Source organism: Pseudomonas sp. TWI929, from assembly GCF_039673335.1.
GTDB lineage: Bacteria > Pseudomonadota > Gammaproteobacteria > Pseudomonadales > Pseudomonadaceae > Aquipseudomonas.
Genome location: NZ_JBDJLK010000108.1, coordinates 1 through 16,128, shown reverse-complemented (window position 1 = coordinate 16,128; position 16,128 = coordinate 1). Strand labels below are relative to the sequence as shown.

Genomic DNA, 16,128 nt, shown 5'->3' with positions numbered 1-16,128 from the left:
ATACTGCTTGGGTTTTTAAGAAACCCTAAACTTGGCTCAGCAATCTCAAATGACTATGTGATTTCTCGCATGGCCACTTGTGATGCTGATAATCTTTTTGACTATCAGTCCATACTCACAAGCACCCACACGAATTGCTTGATTCAATTTGTTAAAGAGCGTTTGGTTAAGAGCTTTTCGTCTCAACCGAGGCGCGCATTCTACGCTTTCCTCAGAGCCTGTCAAGCGTTTATTTTGAAGTTTTTTGCGAGAAACTCGTTTAGCTTCAAACACTTGACTCGCTGCGATCTCTCGTAGCGGGAGGCGAATAATACAGCGTTTAAAACCGCTGTCAACCACCATTTCAACCGCTGCCGATCAAACGATCGAAGCACTTCCGATACTACCTGAATCGCTCAACTAATTGATTTACAAGAAGTTTTGCGCTTCGACTACGTCGGAAGTGGGGCGCATTATAAGGGGATTCGAGAGGGCGTCAACCTTTAATTTCAAGAAATTGAAATATAAGGGGAAAGGGCCGCTTCAGGGCTACCAGGTGCACACCACAACCCAGCCAAATACCCAAAAGCAAAAGCGGGGCGGCCTGACGGCCGCCCCGCTTTCCAATAAAACCCACCACCGCTAGAGCACACCAGCTCCGCGCAAGCGCTGCACCTCACCGGCAGCCAGCCCCAACACCTCTCCCAGCACTACCTCGGTATGCTCACCCAGCAGCGGCGGCGCCCGACGATACTCCACTGGCGTCTCCGACAACCGTATCGGGCTCGCCATCTGCGGCACGCTGCCCGCTAACGGATGCGGAATATTCACCGCCAGCCCACGCGCCAGTACCTGGGGGTCCTGGAACATCTGCGCCAGGTCATTGATAGGCCCACACGGCACCCCCGCAGCCTCCAGCTGGCTCACCCACTGTGCAGTGGTCTTGAACACTGTAGCCTGGCGGATCAATGGAATCAGCTCGGCCCGATTGGCCACACGCAGCTTATTAGTAGCAAAGCGCGGGTCGTCCGCCCATTGCGGCTGCCCAGCCACCTCTGCGAACTTACGGAACTGGCTGTCGTTGCCCACGGTAAGGATGAAGTCGCCATCCGCCGTCGGGAAATCCTGGTAAGGCACAATATTGGGATGCGCATTACCCAGCCGACGAGGCGCGGCCCCCGTGGTCAGGTAATTCATTGCCTGGTTCGCCAGGCAGGCCACCTGCACATCGAGCAACGCCATATCGATGTGCTGGCCAACCCCAGTCTGATCCCGGTGGGCGAGGGCGGCGAGCATGGCCACCGTAGAATACAGCCCGGTAAGAATGTCGGTAAGCGCCACACCCACCTTGACCGGCCCAGCACCTTCCTCACCCTCCGGGCGACCGGTCAGGCTCATCAGCCCACCCAGCCCCTGAATCATGAAGTCATAACCGGCGCGCTTGGCATATGGCCCGGTCTGGCCAAAGCCGGTGATGGAGCAATAGATAAGCCGCGGGTTGACCACCTTCAGGCTCTGGTAGTCCAGGCCATAGGCAGCCAACCCACCCACCTTGAAGTTCTCGATGACGATATCGCACTTCGCCGCCAGTTCACGCACCAGGCGCTGCCCCTCAGGCTGGGTGAAGTCGATGGTCACCGAGCGCTTGTTGCGGTTGGCCGACAGGTAGTAGGCCGCCTCGCTGGTGTTCTCGCCCTCGGCATCCTTGAGGAAGGGCGGCCCCCATGAGCGGGTATCGTCACCATTGCCAGGGCGCTCGACCTTGATCACGTCAGCGCCAAGGTCAGCGAGAATCTGGCCAGACCATGGGCCGGCCAGCACGCGCGAAAGGTCCAGCACCCGCAGATGTGATAGCGCGCCCATGGGCTGGCTCCTTATTAATAGAAGGCCTGGATACCGGTCTGCGCACGCCCCAGGATCAGTGCATGCACGTCATGGGTACCTTCATAGGTGTTGACCACCTCCAGGTTGACCAGGTGACGCGCCACGCCGAACTCGTCGGAGATGCCGTTGCCGCCCAGCATGTCACGCGCCATGCGGGCGATATCCAGCGCCTTGCCGCACGAGTTGCGCTTCATGATCGAGGTGATTTCCACCGCAGCCGTGCCTTCGTCCTTCATGCGCCCCAGGCGCAGGCAGCCCTGCAGCGCCAGGGTGATTTCGGTCTGCATGTCGGCCAGTTTTTTCTGAATAAGCTGGTTGGCGGCCAATGGGCGGCCGAACTGCTGGCGGTCCAGGGTGTATTGGCGCGCGGTGTGCCAGCAGGCTTCGGCGGCGCCCAGCGCACCCCAGGAGATGCCATAGCGGGCCGAGTTAAGGCAGGTGAACGGGCCTTTGAGGCCACGCACGTCCGGGAAGATGTTTTCTTCTGGCACGAACACATTGTCCATGACGATTTCGCCGGTGATCGAGGCACGCAGGCCAACCTTGCCATGGATCGCCGGGGCACTGAGGCCCTGCCAGCCTTTCTCCAGGACGAAGCCACGGATATCACCCGCATCATCCTTGGCCCAGACCACGAACACATCAGCAATCGGGCTGTTGGTGATCCACATCTTGCTGCCGCTCAGGCGATAACCGCCGTCGACCTTTTTGGCCCGGGTGATCATCGAGCCCGGGTCGGAGCCGTGGTTGGGCTCGGTGAGGCCGAAGCAACCGATCCACTCACCACTGGCCAGCTTGGGCAGATACTTCTGCTTTTGTGCCTCAGTGCCAAATTCGTTGATCGGCACCATCACCAGGGACGACTGCACGCTCATCATCGAGCGGTAACCCGAGTCGATACGCTCCACCTCGCGAGCGATCAGGCCGTAGCACACGTAGTTCAGGCCGCTGCCACCGTACTGCTCGGGGATCGTTGCACCCAGCAGGCCGACGTTACCCATCTCACGGAAGATCGCCGGGTCGGTCTGCTCGTGGCGGAAGGCCTCGAGCACACGCGGGGCCAGCTTGTCCTGGGCGAACTGATAAGCGCTGTCACGCACCATGCGCTCTTCTTCAGTGAGCTGCTGATCCAGCAGCAGCGGGTCGATCCAGTTGAAGCTTGCTTTACCGGCCATGAGCGAAATCCTCGAAATAGGGGGCAGTTTCTTGTGCCTTTGAGCCTAGGCCTGATCGGCCGTCACTACAAACGAGGATTGCGCACCAATTAGTGATAATTTGTCACTTCGTAAATCGGCAAAACGCCATATTGACAGCCTTACAAGTGAGGTTGACGTACATGCGCCGCAAGATCCCTAGTACCGCCGCCCTGGTTTGCTTCGAGGCGGCGGCGCGCAACGAGAGCTTTACCAAGGCTGCCCAGGAACTCGCCCTGACTCAGGGTGCCGTTTGTCGGCAGATCGGTGGCCTGGAGGCTTTCCTTAATGTGGAGCTGTTCCGCCGTTCGCGTCGCGGCGTGAAGCTGACCGAGGCCGGCCTGTCCTATAGCCGCCAGGTGGCCGCCCAACTGGACGCCGTAGAACGCGATACCTTGTCGGTGATGCGCCAGCAGGGCGCCAATGTGATCGAGCTGGCGGTGGTGCCGACTTTCGGCACCCAATGGCTGCTACCGCGGCTCAAGGACTTCCAGCAACGCCACCCGGAAGTCACGGTCAACCTCACCAACCGTACCCGGCCATTCCTGTTTGCCGACACCACCTTCGATGCCGCTATCTATTTCGGTGATGCCGACTGGTCCGGAACCCAGTCGCACCGGCTGATGGGGGAAAACCCGGTGCCGGTATGCAGCCCGGCGCTGCTGGACGGGCAGGGCATGCTTGAGGCTCACGACATCGCACAACTGCCACTGCTGCAACAGAGCACACGCCCTTATGCCTGGCGGCAATGGTTTGGCAGCGCGGGCTTGAATGTGGAGCGCGACATGACAGGCCCGCGCTATGAACTATTCTCGATGCTCGCCCAGGCGGCCATGCACGAAATGGGCATCGCCCTGATACCGCCATTCCTGATTCAGCGCGAGTTGCAGGAGGGTAGGCTGGTGGTCGCTAACAGGCATGCCCTGAGCAGTGACAAGGCCTACTATCTGATGATTCCGGAGCGTAAGGTGGAGTCCGCTTCGCTGCGTGCCTTCCGCGACTGGCTGGTGAGCCAAGCACAGGCGTACACGGCAAAAGCGTGAGCGAGTGCGACAAATTGACTCCGTAGTCAATTATTTTGAACACCTACAGATATATGTATTTGTCGCATCTAAGAAAACTGTTGCACAAGCACAAAAATACCCTTTAACCCTGCTTAACACGCGGCTTTGCGGGCTATTTTGCGACATTCACCAAGCCGTAAGCGAATTGACCGCAAATATTTTCATTTTTTCTCCTAATCTGCCAATAGCCTATGTTTGACGGGCTGCAACCTTACTGCTGCGACAAGCGGTCACAGGGTGACTTGTAGTTTTGACTTCGTTTCGCTCCAGAACCGGTTGAAGGCCCCTGGGTTCGTCTGCAAAATGCTTCGCCCGCCCTGGATTCGGCGGGTTGGCGCTCCACAGCCGCCCCAGCGCACCATCCGAAGTGTGCTGGCTTTTACAAAGACAAAAGGTCACCGCAGGAGAAATAGTCGTGCACATTGGTGTTCCTCTCGAGACGCAGACCGGTGAGACAAGGGTCGCTGCGACCCCGGAAACCATCAAGAAACTGATTGGCCAGGGCCATCAGGTCACCGTCCAACGGGGGGCAGGGCTCAACGCCAGCATTCCGGACAGTGCCTATGAGGCCGTGGGTGCTTCCCTGGGGAGCGCAGCCGATGCCTACGGCGCCCAATTGGTCCTCAAAGTGGTCGCTCCCAACGACCAGGAACTGGCCCTGATCAACAGTGGCAGCCTCCTGGTGGGCATGCTCAACCCCTTCAACAGCGAGCTGATTGGCAAGATGGCCGAGCGCGGCATTACCGCCTTTGCCCTGGAAGCCGCGCCTCGCACATCAAGGGCCCAGAGCCTGGACGTGCTGTCGTCGCAGGCCAACATCGCCGGTTACAAGGCCGTGTTGCTCGCTGCCCACCACTACCCACGCTTCATGCCCATGCTGATGACCGCGGCCGGCACGGTAAAGGCCGCGCGGGTGCTGATCCTGGGGGCGGGCGTTGCCGGCCTGCAGGCCATCGCCACGGCCAAGCGCCTGGGTGCGGTAATCGAGGCATCCGACGTTCGCCCGGCCGTGAAGGAGCAGATCGAGTCGCTGGGCGCCAAGTTCATCGACGTGCCCTACGAGACCGATGAGGAACGCGAGTGCGCCGAAGGCGTCGGCGGCTATGCCCGCCCAATGCCGGCCAGCTGGATGCAACGCCAGGCCCAGGCCGTGCATGAGCGTGCCAAGCAGGCGGATATCGTCATCACCACCGCGCTGATTCCCGGGCGCAAGGCGCCGACCCTGCTCAGCGCCGGAACCGTCGCACAGATGAAGCCTGGCTCGGTGGTTATCGACCTTGCAGCAGCCCAGGGCGGCAACTGCCCACTGACCGTGGCCGACCAGGTGGTGCAGGAGAACGGTGTGATCATCGTCGGCCCTACCAACCTGCCGGCCCAGGTGGGTGCCGATGCCTCGGCGCTGTATGCACGCAACCTGCTGGACTTCATGAAGCTGCTGTTCGACAAGGACGGCGCGCTGGTCATCAACCTCGAAGACGACATCGTCGCGGCCTGCCTGATGTGCCGTGATGGTCAGGTCGTCCGCAAGAACGGCTAAGGAGCACGACAATGGAAGACATGCTGATTTCCCATGGCATCTACAACCTGATCATCTTCGTGCTGGCCATCTATGTGGGCTACCACGTGGTGTGGAACGTTACCCCGGCGCTGCACACGCCGCTGATGGCCGTAACCAACGCCATCTCCGCCATCGTCATCGTCGGTGCCATGCTGGCTGCCGCGCTGACCGTGACCCCGGCCGGCAAGCTGATGGGCACCCTCGCCGTGGCCCTGGCCGCAGTCAATGTGTTCGGTGGCTTCCTGGTCACCCGCCGCATGCTTGAGATGTTCAAGAAGAAAACCAAGAACGAGGCGCAGAAGTAAGCATGAGCATGAATCTGGTAACGCTCCTCTACCTCGTCGCCTCGGTGTGCTTCATCCAGGCGCTCAAGGGCCTGTCGCACCCGACTACCTCGCGGCGCGGCAACCTGTTCGGCATGATCGGCATGGGCCTGGCCATCCTCACCACGGTTGGCCTCATCTACAAGCTCGGAGCTGAGCTGGCGACTGCCGGCATCGGCTACGTCATCGTCGGCCTGTTGGTCGGCGGTACCGCCGGCTCGATCATGGCCAAGCGCGTCGAGATGACCAAGATGCCCGAGCTGGTCGCCTTCATGCACAGCATGATCGGCCTGGCCGCGGTATTCATCGCCATCGCCGCTGTACTTGAGCCACAGTCGATGGGCATCGTTGCCGCCATCAGCGACCCGATCCCCACCGGCAACCGCCTGGAGCTGTTCCTTGGCGCAGCCATCGGTGCCATTACCTTCTCCGGTTCGGTAATCGCCTTCGGCAAGCTGTCGGGCAAGTACAAGTTCCGCCTGTTCCAGGGCGCACCGGTACAGTTCGCCGGCCAGCACAAGCTGAACCTGATCCTCGGCCTGACCACCATCGCCCTGGGCCTGCTGTTCACCTTCACCGGCCATTACAGTGCCTTCACCCTGATGCTGGTTCTGGCCTTCATCATGGGCGTGCTGATCATTATTCCGATCGGCGGCGCCGACATGCCGGTGGTGGTGTCGATGCTCAACAGCTACTCGGGCTGGGCAGCGGCCGGTATCGGCTTCTCGCTGAACAACTCGATGCTGATCATCGCAGGCTCGCTGGTAGGTTCGTCCGGTGCCATCCTCTCGTACATCATGTGCAAGGCGATGAACCGTTCGTTCTTCAACGTTATCCTCGGCGGCTTTGGTGGCGATACCGATGCCGGCGCAGCGCAAGGCTCGCAAGAGCAACGCCCGGTGAAGTCGGGCTCGGCCGACGATGCAACCTTCCTGCTGAGCAATGCCGACAGCGTGATCATCGTCCCGGGCTACGGCCTGGCGGTAGCCCGCGCCCAGCATGCGCTGAAGGAGCTGACCGAGAAGCTGACCCACAACGGCGTGACCGTGAGGTATGCGATCCACCCGGTTGCGGGGCGTATGCCTGGGCACATGAACGTGCTGCTGGCCGAGGCCGAAGTGCCTTACGACCAGGTGTTCGAGATGGAAGACATCAACGCCGAGTTCGGCCAGGCCGACGTGGTACTGGTGCTGGGCGCCAACGACGTGGTCAACCCGGCGGCGAAGAACGATCCCAAGTCGCCTATCGCCGGCATGCCGATCCTCGAAGCGTTCAAGGCCAAGACCATCATCGTCAACAAACGCTCCATGGCCAGCGGCTATGCCGGCCTGGACAACGAACTGTTCTACCTGGACAAGACCATGATGGTGTTCGGCGACGCCAAGAAGGTAATCGAAGACATGGTCAAGGCGGTGGAGTGAAACCTGCCGTTGCAAACCAGCTGATATAAAGGAAGCCCCGGTCAGAATCTGCCGGGGCTTTTCTTTTATTGATCCGGATCAACGGCTCTACTTCAGGGCTTCTCATACGACCATGGTCGTGGGACGGCAATGGGCGAAATCTCTAGACTGCGCTGCAGTAGTTTCAGTAGCCCGAGATAACAATCCATGTACCGTGATCGTATCCGCTTGTCCTCCCTGCACAGCAAGGTAATGAGTGCGGCTGATGCCGCTGGTCTGATCGAGGACGGCATGACCGTCGGCATGAGCGGCTTCACCCGCGCCGGCGAAGCCAAGGCCGTACCACATGCACTGGCCGAACGTGCCAAGCAGTCGCCACTGAAAATCAGCCTGATGACTGGCGCCAGCCTGGGCAACGACCTGGACAAGCAACTGACCGAGGCCGGCGTGCTGGCTCGCCGCATGCCGTTCCAGGTCGACAGCACCCTGCGCAAGGCCATCAACGACGGCCAGGTGATGTTCATTGACCAGCACCTGTCGGAAACCGTCGAGCAACTGCGCAACCAGCAGCTGAAGCTGCCAGACATCGCCGTCATCGAAGCGGTTGCCATCACCGAGCAAGGCCACATCGTGCCGACCACTTCGGTGGGCAACTCGGCCAGCTTCGCGATCTTCGCCAAGCAAGTGATTGTCGAGATCAACCTGTCGCACAACGCCAACCTCGAAGGCCTGCACGACATCTATATCCCGACTTACCGCCCGACCCGCACGCCTATCCCGCTGGTCAAGGTCGACGACCGTATCGGCAGCACCGCCATCCCGATCGACCCAGCCAAGATCGTCGGCATCGTCATCAGCGACCAGCCGGACTCGCCGTCCACCGTACTGCCGCCGGATGACGAAACCCAGGGCATCGCCGACCACCTGATCAACTTCCTCAAGCAGGAAGTTGAAGCTGGGCGCATGACCAACAAACTCGGCCCGCTGCAGGCTGGCATCGGCAGCATCGCCAACGCGGTGATGTGCGGCCTGATCGAGTCGCCGTTCGAAGACCTGACCATGTACTCCGAAGTACTTCAGGACTCCACCTTCGACCTCATCGACGCCGGCAAGCTGAGCTTCGCCTCGGGCAGCTCGATTACCCTGTCGACCCGCCGCAACGCCGACGTGTTCGGCAACCTGGAGCGTTACAAAGACAAGCTGGTGCTGCGCCCGCAAGAAATTTCCAACCACCCGGAAGTGGTGCGTCGCTTAGGCATCATCGGTATCAACACCGCACTGGAGTTCGATATCTACGGCAACGTCAACTCCACCCACGTTTGCGGCACCAAGATGATGAACGGCATTGGTGGCTCGGGTGACTTCGCCCGTAACGCCCACCTGGCAGTGTTCGTCACCAAGTCGATTGCCAAAGGTGGGGCGATTTCCAGCGTGGTGCCAATGGTCAGCCATGTCGACCATACCGAGCACGACGTGGACATCCTGGTCACCGAGCAAGGCCTGGCCGACCTGCGTGGCCTGGCACCGCGCGAGCGGGCGCGGGCGATCATCGACAACTGTGTGCACCCAGACTACCGCGCTGCGCTGAACGACTACTTCGATCGCGCCTGCCAGCGTGGCGGCCACACCCCACACATCCTGCGTGAAGCGCTGAGCTGGCACGAAAACCTGGAAGAAACCGGGCGCATGCTGGCTAGCTGATCCAGATGTGGCATGGAACAGCGGCCCTGCTTCCGCTGTTCCGGCCTCTTCGCGGGCTTGCCCGCTCCCACAGGCGATGTGCAACCCTCAAAGGGAGTGCTTTACCTGTGGGAGCGGGCCATAACAGTCAAATCCTTCTCTGAGAACACCTTGCGGCCAACAGCCAGAATAAACTGTACTACTGTACTGGTAATTTCACACATCCCCGCTTCACAAATCCCTTCCTCAAAGCCAAAACGCACCATTCAAGTGCAGACCAGTACAGTTACGCCTATTTCGAGTGCAACAGTAGGGTTACACAGTTAACTGAGCCATCGTCTTTCAACTGAACTGTATCTACTGTTATGGACGGCAGAGGAGGATCATTGGCATCAGTTAAATCACTACCTAATCCCGCCATAAGCGGAAGGATGAAACATCATGGAACGTACCCTCAGTTCCGGTCTGGTTTTTGAAAGCAACGCCCAGCAATCCAACGCTTCGCTGCCGCTGCGTGCTCTGTCCACCCTGCTGCTGTGGCAGCGCCGCATGGCCAGCCGCCGTCAACTGGCTCGCCTGGACGGCCGCCTGCTGGCTGACGCCGGTATCAGCGAGTCGCAGCGTTACGAAGAGCTGAGCAAGCCTTTCTGGCGCTAAGCTCCGGCTTGCCGGCTTCGGCCGGCACCGCGAATTCCCAAACCCGTTGCAGGTGACTGCAGCGGGTTTTTTGTTGCCCGAAAGGCGTGTTCCAGAGCGGTTGAGCCCACAGCAGTACAATTTCAACAAATCCAAAAACACACCATAACAGTTACTTGATACAGCACTCATTAACATCCAGATACAGCACTGCGTGATACGCTTTGCTAAACAGTCTGGTAGAACCAGTTGTTGAAAACGTACCGCGACGAGCCGTGCAAGCGTCCGATAAAGCAGAACCAACCTGACCCTACCCAGGAGTCCACGATCATGTCCCGTAAACACCTGATTGGCGCAGCCCTGCTGCTCGGCCTGGCCGGCACCGCCAACGCCACCAGTTTCGTTGTCACCACCGATACGGTAGTACGCGCCTTTGCCGCCTCCACCGACGCCACTTCCGACCTGACCTCGTCGTTCCGCGACGACAAGATCGTGCAGGCTGCTCGCGATGACGCTGCCAGCTTCGTCGGCACTCAAGGCGCTATCCGCGGTGCCCGACTGGAAAGCGCCTTCGTGCACATCCGTTCGAACATGCCGGCCCTGCAAGCCAGCGACGCACAGTTGGCACAGGCCATCCTGGCGCTCTGATCCACGCTAATGCAAAACAGGTGTGTTGGCTTCGGCCCTCGCACCTGGGGTAGCCTTTGCCGTCCATTTTCCAGCCTTCAAGAAAATTCATGCGCTATCTGTTGCCGTTGCTGTTCACCGCCGCTGGCATGGCCAGCGCCCATGCCATGGATACCACCACGCAAGGCCTGGTCATCACGGGCTATGCCACCAGCCAAGTCACCACCGCGCCCTTCGATCGCAAACTGGTCAGGCAGGCCCGCGACGATGCCGCCGCATTCGTCGCCAGCGATGGCCTGATCCGCGGTGCGCGCCTGGAAGCGGCACTCGACTCGCTGCGTCACAACTGCGCCCGGCACTCCGTCGGCGACCTTGAACTGGCAGAAGCAATTCTCGTCCAATAACTACACCTGACTCCCTGTATTTTTCGGAGATGCTCCATGCGTAAACCGCTGATTGCCGCTACCCTCGGCATGTTGCTGCTGGCCGACCTGGCCCAGGCACAGACCTTGGTGGCCACCAGCAACATCATCGTGCGTGCCTTTGGCCGTTCGATTGACTTCACCTCTGACACCACCACCTCGATCCGCGATTCCAAGGTCGTGCGCGAAGCCCATGACGACGCCGCCAGCTTCGTTGCCAGCAATGGCGATATCCGTGGCGCGCAACTCGAAGCCGCTTTCAACACCCTGCGCGAGCGCGTACCTGAAGCGCGCGATGCCAGCGACCAGGTACTGGCCGAAGCCATCCTCGCGCTGTGAACCGTGTGCGTGCCTGGCTGTTCGGCTGCGCCCTGACGCTGCTGGGCACGCCCGCCCTGGCCGACCTGCAGCTGGAGCTGCAGGCGTCCAGCCTCGACTCTCAACAGGCCCAAGCCACCCAGGCCCTGCTCGACGAGGCGCTTGGCAAGCTGCCTCCACGTTTCAAGCAACAGCTGGACAGGCGTGTCACCGTCAGCTGGAGCAACAACATGCCTGCCGATGCCTATGGTCAGGCATCTCTGGTATCGACCCTGGAGCTCAACCGCCGCCTGCTGCCCAGTTTGGCTGATGGCAGTGCCGCCACCGAGCGTACCAACCGCCCCCATGGCACCGTGCGCGAAGAGCTGCTGGCCACCGTCCTGCACGAACTCACCCACATCTACGACCGCGCCCGGCTGTGGCCCAGTGCCGAAAGTGCGCTAATCGCCCGCTGCAAGCGCCGCCAGGGCACCTTGGGCAAGGTCGGCTTGCCCGAGGAGTGCCGTGGCCAGGCCGAGCGCCGCTTTACCCTCAGTGACGACCCACGCCTGCTCGACTTGGCCGGCTGGCAGCAATACGTAGGCCGGCGCGGCGAACGCGAACAGCAAAACGGCCAGTTCGTCCGCAGCCCCGACAGCTACGAACTGAGCAGCCCCAAGGAGTACATCGCGGTCAACATGGAGTACTTCCTCCTCGACCCGAGCTACGCGTGCCGTCGACCGGCACTCAATCAGTACCTGCGTGATCACTTTGGCTGGGCGCCACAACAGGACACCTGCGCCAAGGGCCTGCCGTTCCTGAATGCCGGCAGCGACTTCGGCCGCCAACCGCTGGGTGAGATCGACCCCGAACGGGTCTATGAGGTGGATTACCTGCTGGCCGAAGCCAACCAGAACCTGGCCAGCCGCTGGGGCCACAGCATGCTGCGCCTGGTGATCTGCAAACCTGGCCGGCCTCTCGGGCCGGACTGCCGCCTGGACCTCGACCAGAGCCTGGTGCTGTCGTACCGCGCCTTCGTCAACGACGTACAGCTGTCCAGCTGGGATGGCTTGGTCGGCGCCTATCCCTCGCGCTTGTTCGTGCTGCCGCTGGGCCAGGTTATCGACGAATACACCAAGACCGAATTGCGCAGCCTGGCCTCGGTGCCCCTGAAGCTTAACCGCGATGAGATCGAGAACCTGGTGCGCCAGGCTGCCGAGATGCACTGGAGTTACGACGGCAACTACTGGTTCCTGTCCAACAACTGTGCAGTGGAATCGTTGAAGTTGTTGCGCAGCGGCACCGCCAACCCGCGCCTGAATGATCTCGACAGCATCATGCCCAACGGCTTGCTGGCGGTGCTCAAGGGCAGGGGGCTGGCCGACACCAGCGTGCTCGACAACCCGCGCGAGGCGCTGCGCCTGGGCTACCGTTTCGACTCCTACCGCGACCGCTATCAGGCCATGTTCGACGTGCTGCGCAAGCAACTGCCAATCAAGCAGGCCCAGGTAGAAGATTGGCTGGCCCTGGATGCCGAACAACGCCGCCCCTGGTTCGCCAAGGCCGACCTGCGCACCAGCGCGGCCTTGCTACTGCTCGAACAGGCCAGCTTGCGCCGGCAACTGCTGCTGGCCCAGGACGAGGTCAAGCAGCGCTACCTGAATGCCGCAGCGCTTAAAGACGGCAGCATCAACAAGGCCGATGCCACCCTCAAGCAGATGCTCGCCAATAGTGGTTTCCTCAGCCGCCCGGCAGAGTTGCTCGATGCCAAGGGCTACGGGCTACCGCAGCCGGAGGAGCGCAAGCACCTGGAGCAGGAGAGTAGCGAGCGGCAGGCAAAGTTGTTGCGTTTGAGCACGAACCTGGACAAAGAGGTGAGGGCACTGCTGGAGCCGTCGCGGGCCAAGGAAATTGCCGCGGTTGAGGATAATGTGAAACAGATCGGTGAACATTTGCGGGCACTGCACAAGGCTGCGGGTGGCCTGCAGTTGTGATGTTTGCTGGGCCGGCCTCTTCGCGGGTAAACCCGCTCCCACAGGAGCTCCACAAGCGTTGTAGGAGCGGGTTTACCCGCAAAGGGGGCGGTGCAGGCAGCACAAGGCCTACAGCCTTTCCTCTATCTCCGAGGGCAAATCCTCATCCAGGTGCAGCCAAGGCAACCGGCTACCCACCCAGATATGCCGGTTGGCCCGCACCCGCTCCGGGTGGTCCAGCGTCGCCACCGTCACATCGACCGTTTCCGGGCTGTGCGTGGTCACCAGCGCCACATGCGCCCCGCAATGCCCACAGAAATAGCGGCTGCAACTGGCCGGTGCCACATAGCAACTCGGCTCACCCGCCAGCCACTGGAAGCCAGAGCGGGGCAGGGTGAGCCAGGTCACCACCAGCCCGCCGCTGACCCGCCGACAGATCGAACAATGGCAGTGGGCAATGTCCGTCAGGTCGCCCTCCAATCGATAACGCAAGGCGCCGCAATGGCAGCCACCTTCGGTTACATCCAGCATCACCTACCTCTCGTCGCCTTTACTTCAGCGAAAGCTGGCTGAAAGCTTGCCCTCATAGGATAGCCCCCACTACCGGCACAAGACCGGTCAGCCAGGGCACCCGGTAAATACCGCGCCCGGCCCAATCAACAACAACAATGGTGATTCTGATGTATTCCTGTGCCCGCCTTTCTGCAGTCCCCCTCCGCATGCTCCCTGCGCAGCGCCAAACGCGCTGATCCGCCCGAATCGACTTTCCTTTCGTAGCGCCACGCCTGGAGTATTGCCATGCTGACCTTCCTCGGCTTTGCCATGGTCATCACCTTCATGTACCTGATCATGACCAAGCGCCTGTCGGCCTTGATCGCGCTGATCCTGGTACCGATCCTGTTTGCCATGTTCGGTGGTTTTTCCGCCAAGATCGGCCCCATGATGCTCGAGGGCATCAGCAAGCTCGCGCCTACCGGCGTGATGCTGATGTTCGCCATTCTGTACTTCGCCCTGATGATCGACTCTGGCCTGTTCGACCCGGCCGTGCGTAAGATCCTCAAGCTGGTCAAGGGCGACCCGCTGAAAGTCTCGGTGGGTACCGCCGTACTCGCCCTGGTGGTCTCGCTCGATGGTGACGGCGCCACCACCTACATGATCTGCTGCGCCGCCATGCTGCCAATGTATAGCCGCCTGGGCATGAGCCCGCGGATCATGGCCGGCCTGATCATCCTCGCCGGCGGGGTGATGAACATGACCCCCTGGGGTGGCCCGACTGCCCGCGCCGCCAGCGCCCTGCACGTGGACCCGTCGGATATCTTCGTGCCGATGATCCCGGCCATGCTGTTCGGTGTGCTGGCGATCCTGGCCATTGCCTATATGTACGGCAAGCGCGAGCGTGCCCGCCTGGGCGAGTTGCACCTGCCTACCGACGACATCGACCACAGCGAAATCACCGTTTCGCAGTACCCGGACGCACGCCGACCCAAGCTGCTGTACTTCAACGGCGCCCTGACCGCCGCCCTGATGGTCGCGCTGATTGTTGGTGTGCTGCCATTGCCGGTGCTGTTCATGATCGCCTTCAGCATCGCCATGATCATCAACTACCCCTGCCTGCAGCAGCAGAAGGACCGCATCGCCGCTCACGCCGGCAGCGTGCTGGCGGTGACCGGGCTGATCTTCGCCGCCGGTATTTTCACCGGCATCCTGTCGGGCACCGGCATGGTCGACGCCATGTCCAAGAGCCTGCTGGCGGTCATCCCCGAAGCGCTGGGCCCTTACCTGGCGGTGATTACTGCAATCGTGAGCATGCCGTTCACCTTCTTCATGTCCAACGATGCGTTCTACTACGGCGTGCTGCCAGTGCTGGCCGAAGCCGCCAGCCACTACGGCATCAGCCCAGTGGAAATGGCCCGTGCGTCGATCGTCGGGCAACCGGTACACCTGCTCAGCCCCTTGGTACCTTCCACTTATCTGCTGGTGGCCCTGGCCGGCATCGAATTCGGCGACCATCAGCGCTTCACGCTCAAGTGGGCAGTACTGGTGTGCCTGTGCATAATGTTCGCCGCGCTGCTGATGGGCATTTTCCCGCTGTTCAGTAGTCTTTAACAAACACGTATTACCCTACCGCGACGCGCCCCAAGTTGGGGCGCGTCGCCTTTACCGTTCGAAGGAAAAAACATGGAATGGCTGACCAGCCCGGAAATCTGGGTTGCCTTTTTTACCCTTACCGCGCTTGAGATAGTCCTCGGGATCGACAACATCATCATGATCTCGATCCTGGTCAGCCGCATGCCCAAGCACATGCAGCCACGTACCCGGATCTTCGGCCTGGCCCTGGCCATGGTCACCCGTATCATGCTGCTGCTGTCGATCACCTGGGTCATGCGCCTTACCGCTGACCTGTTCGTGGTGTTCGGCCAAGGCATCTCCGGGCGCGACCTGATCCTGTTCTTCGGTGGCCTGTTCCTGCTGTGGAAAAGCTCGCAAGAGATCTACCACGGGCTGGAAGGTGAGGACGAGAACCCGGACGAGCCAAAAGGCGCGGGTGGCAAGTTCTTCTACACCATCATCCAGATCGCCATCATCGACATCGTGTTCTCGCTGGACTCGGTGATTACCGCAGTGGGCATGGTTTCCCACGTACCGGTGATGATCGCCGCCATCGTTGTTGCCGTGCTGGTGATGATGCTGTGCGCTGGCGCCATCAGCGAGTTCATCGACAAGCACCCATCGCTGAAGATGCTTGCGCTGTCGTTCCTGATCGTAGTCGGTACCGTGCTGATCGCCGAAGCTTTCGATGTGCATGTACCGAAAGGCTACGTCTACTTCGCCATGGCCTTCTCGCTGGCGGTGGAAGCGATCAACATCCGCATGCGTACTGCCTTGGCCCGCAAGGAAGGCAAAGAGCATGAGCCGGTGAAACTGCGCAAGGACATTCCGGGTCAATAAGATCGGGAAATGCAGGACAAAAGGGCCCTTCGCAGACTGTGTGAAAACACACTGATAGGCCCTAGACCAAACGCCCCGACTTGTTCGGGGCGTTTGTTTTTGTGCTAAAAAAAGGCTCTTCAGCCCATCAACTGCATCATTTT

The 16,128-nt window shown here is 60.6% G+C and carries 15 protein-coding genes and 1 pseudogene; 13 read left to right on the top strand and 3 right to left on the bottom strand.

Going from position 1 to position 16,128, the window contains the following annotated elements; all coding sequences use genetic code 11:
* Nucleotides 1-297, top strand: a pseudogene (locus ABE456_RS26005) (hypothetical protein); the annotation flags it as partial.
* Nucleotides 298-621: 324 nt separating this feature from the next.
* Here the strand turns inward: ABE456_RS26005 and ABE456_RS26000 are convergent.
* Nucleotides 622-1,842 (bottom strand): CaiB/BaiF CoA-transferase family protein, encoded by a 1,221-nt coding sequence (locus ABE456_RS26000; RefSeq protein WP_346646481.1) that lies wholly within the window; start codon nt 1,840-1,842, stop codon nt 622-624.
* A 14-nt stretch (nt 1,843-1,856) separates the two neighbouring features.
* Nucleotides 1,857-3,038, bottom strand: a complete 1,182-nt coding sequence (locus ABE456_RS25995; protein WP_346646480.1) for an acyl-CoA dehydrogenase — start codon at nt 3,036-3,038, stop codon at nt 1,857-1,859.
* Nucleotides 3,039-3,199: 161 nt separating this feature from the next.
* Between ABE456_RS25995 and ABE456_RS25990 the strand changes: the two genes are divergently transcribed.
* The 10 genes from ABE456_RS25990 (at nt 3,200) to ABE456_RS25945 (ending at nt 13,057) form a co-directional block, all read left to right on the top strand.
* Nucleotides 3,200-4,099: a LysR family transcriptional regulator gene (locus ABE456_RS25990; protein WP_346646479.1), complete on the top strand. Its 900-nt coding sequence runs from the start codon at nt 3,200-3,202 to the stop codon at nt 4,097-4,099.
* Nucleotides 4,100-4,535: 436 nt separating this feature from the next.
* Nucleotides 4,536-5,657, top strand: a complete 1,122-nt coding sequence (locus ABE456_RS25985) for a Re/Si-specific NAD(P)(+) transhydrogenase subunit alpha (RefSeq protein ID WP_346646478.1) — start codon at nt 4,536-4,538, stop codon at nt 5,655-5,657.
* Nucleotides 5,658-5,668: 11 nt separating this feature from the next.
* Complete coding sequence (locus ABE456_RS25980) at nt 5,669-5,983, top strand: NAD(P) transhydrogenase subunit alpha (RefSeq protein ID WP_003256966.1); 315 nt, start codon at nt 5,669-5,671, stop codon at nt 5,981-5,983.
* 2 nt (nt 5,984-5,985) lie between these two features.
* The gene (locus ABE456_RS25975; RefSeq protein WP_346646477.1) at nt 5,986-7,422 is read left to right on the top strand and encodes an NAD(P)(+) transhydrogenase (Re/Si-specific) subunit beta; all 1,437 of its coding nucleotides are present in this window, start codon (nt 5,986-5,988) and stop codon (nt 7,420-7,422) included.
* A 186-nt stretch (nt 7,423-7,608) separates the two neighbouring features.
* Nucleotides 7,609-9,102 carry an acetyl-CoA hydrolase/transferase family protein gene (locus tag ABE456_RS25970; RefSeq protein WP_346646476.1) on the top strand — a complete coding sequence of 498 codons (1,494 nt, stop codon included), beginning with the start codon at nt 7,609-7,611 and terminating at the stop codon, nt 9,100-9,102.
* A gap of 420 nt (nt 9,103-9,522) precedes the next feature.
* Nucleotides 9,523-9,738 carry a DUF1127 domain-containing protein gene (locus tag ABE456_RS25965; protein WP_016497446.1) on the top strand — a complete coding sequence of 72 codons (216 nt, stop codon included), beginning with the start codon at nt 9,523-9,525 and terminating at the stop codon, nt 9,736-9,738.
* Between the two features lie 309 nt (nt 9,739-10,047).
* Entirely contained in the window at nt 10,048-10,365 is a 318-nt protein-coding gene (locus ABE456_RS25960; protein ID WP_346646475.1) for a DUF2388 domain-containing protein, read from the top strand.
* 89 nt (nt 10,366-10,454) lie between these two features.
* A complete protein-coding gene (locus ABE456_RS25955) occupies nt 10,455-10,748 on the top strand; it encodes a DUF2388 domain-containing protein (RefSeq protein ID WP_346646474.1) in 294 nt (97 codons plus the stop codon).
* A 36-nt stretch (nt 10,749-10,784) separates the two neighbouring features.
* Entirely contained in the window at nt 10,785-11,105 is a 321-nt protein-coding gene (locus ABE456_RS25950; RefSeq protein WP_225779918.1) for a DUF2388 domain-containing protein, read from the top strand.
* Complete coding sequence (locus tag ABE456_RS25945; RefSeq protein ID WP_346646473.1) at nt 11,102-13,057, top strand: DUF4105 domain-containing protein; 1,956 nt, start codon at nt 11,102-11,104, stop codon at nt 13,055-13,057. Before ABE456_RS25950 ends, ABE456_RS25945 begins: the two co-directional genes overlap by 4 nt.
* A 108-nt stretch (nt 13,058-13,165) precedes the next feature.
* On the opposite strand, the gene ABE456_RS25940 is transcribed toward ABE456_RS25945, so the two are convergent.
* A complete protein-coding gene (locus ABE456_RS25940; protein ID WP_346646472.1) occupies nt 13,166-13,567 on the bottom strand; it encodes a GFA family protein in 402 nt (133 codons plus the stop codon).
* A gap of 267 nt (nt 13,568-13,834) precedes the next feature.
* On the opposite strand from ABE456_RS25940, the gene ABE456_RS25935 reads away from it, so the two are divergent.
* Both ABE456_RS25935 and ABE456_RS25930 read left to right on the top strand, forming a co-directional pair.
* Nucleotides 13,835-15,142, top strand: a complete 1,308-nt coding sequence (locus ABE456_RS25935) for a CitMHS family transporter (protein WP_346646471.1) — start codon at nt 13,835-13,837, stop codon at nt 15,140-15,142.
* Nucleotides 15,143-15,214: 72 nt separating this feature from the next.
* A complete protein-coding gene (locus tag ABE456_RS25930; RefSeq protein WP_346646470.1) occupies nt 15,215-15,985 on the top strand; it encodes a TerC family protein in 771 nt (256 codons plus the stop codon).
* Nucleotides 15,986-16,128: the final 143 nt, after the last annotated feature.

What these genes read in the sequence shown, in the direction of transcription:
- ABE456_RS26000 (WP_346646481.1), bottom strand. Translation starts at nt 1,842, where the DNA reads ATGGGCGCGCTATCACATCTGCGGGTGCTGGACCTTTCGCGCGTGCTG.
- ABE456_RS25995 (WP_346646480.1), bottom strand. Translation starts at nt 3,038, where the DNA reads ATGGCCGGTAAAGCAAGCTTCAACTGGATCGACCCGCTGCTGCTGGAT.
- ABE456_RS25990 (WP_346646479.1), top strand. Translation starts at nt 3,200, where the DNA reads ATGCGCCGCAAGATCCCTAGTACCGCCGCCCTGGTTTGCTTCGAGGCG.
- ABE456_RS25980 (WP_003256966.1), top strand. Translation starts at nt 5,669, where the DNA reads ATGGAAGACATGCTGATTTCCCATGGCATCTACAACCTGATCATCTTC.
- ABE456_RS25975 (WP_346646477.1), top strand. Translation starts at nt 5,986, where the DNA reads ATGAGCATGAATCTGGTAACGCTCCTCTACCTCGTCGCCTCGGTGTGC.
- ABE456_RS25970 (WP_346646476.1), top strand. Translation starts at nt 7,609, where the DNA reads ATGTACCGTGATCGTATCCGCTTGTCCTCCCTGCACAGCAAGGTAATG.
- ABE456_RS25965 (WP_016497446.1), top strand. Translation starts at nt 9,523, where the DNA reads ATGGAACGTACCCTCAGTTCCGGTCTGGTTTTTGAAAGCAACGCCCAG.
- ABE456_RS25960 (WP_346646475.1), top strand. Translation starts at nt 10,048, where the DNA reads ATGTCCCGTAAACACCTGATTGGCGCAGCCCTGCTGCTCGGCCTGGCC.
- ABE456_RS25955 (WP_346646474.1), top strand. Translation starts at nt 10,455, where the DNA reads ATGCGCTATCTGTTGCCGTTGCTGTTCACCGCCGCTGGCATGGCCAGC.
- ABE456_RS25950 (WP_225779918.1), top strand. Translation starts at nt 10,785, where the DNA reads ATGCGTAAACCGCTGATTGCCGCTACCCTCGGCATGTTGCTGCTGGCC.
- ABE456_RS25940 (WP_346646472.1), bottom strand. Translation starts at nt 13,567, where the DNA reads ATGCTGGATGTAACCGAAGGTGGCTGCCATTGCGGCGCCTTGCGTTAT.
- ABE456_RS25935 (WP_346646471.1), top strand. Translation starts at nt 13,835, where the DNA reads ATGCTGACCTTCCTCGGCTTTGCCATGGTCATCACCTTCATGTACCTG.
- ABE456_RS25930 (WP_346646470.1), top strand. Translation starts at nt 15,215, where the DNA reads ATGGAATGGCTGACCAGCCCGGAAATCTGGGTTGCCTTTTTTACCCTT.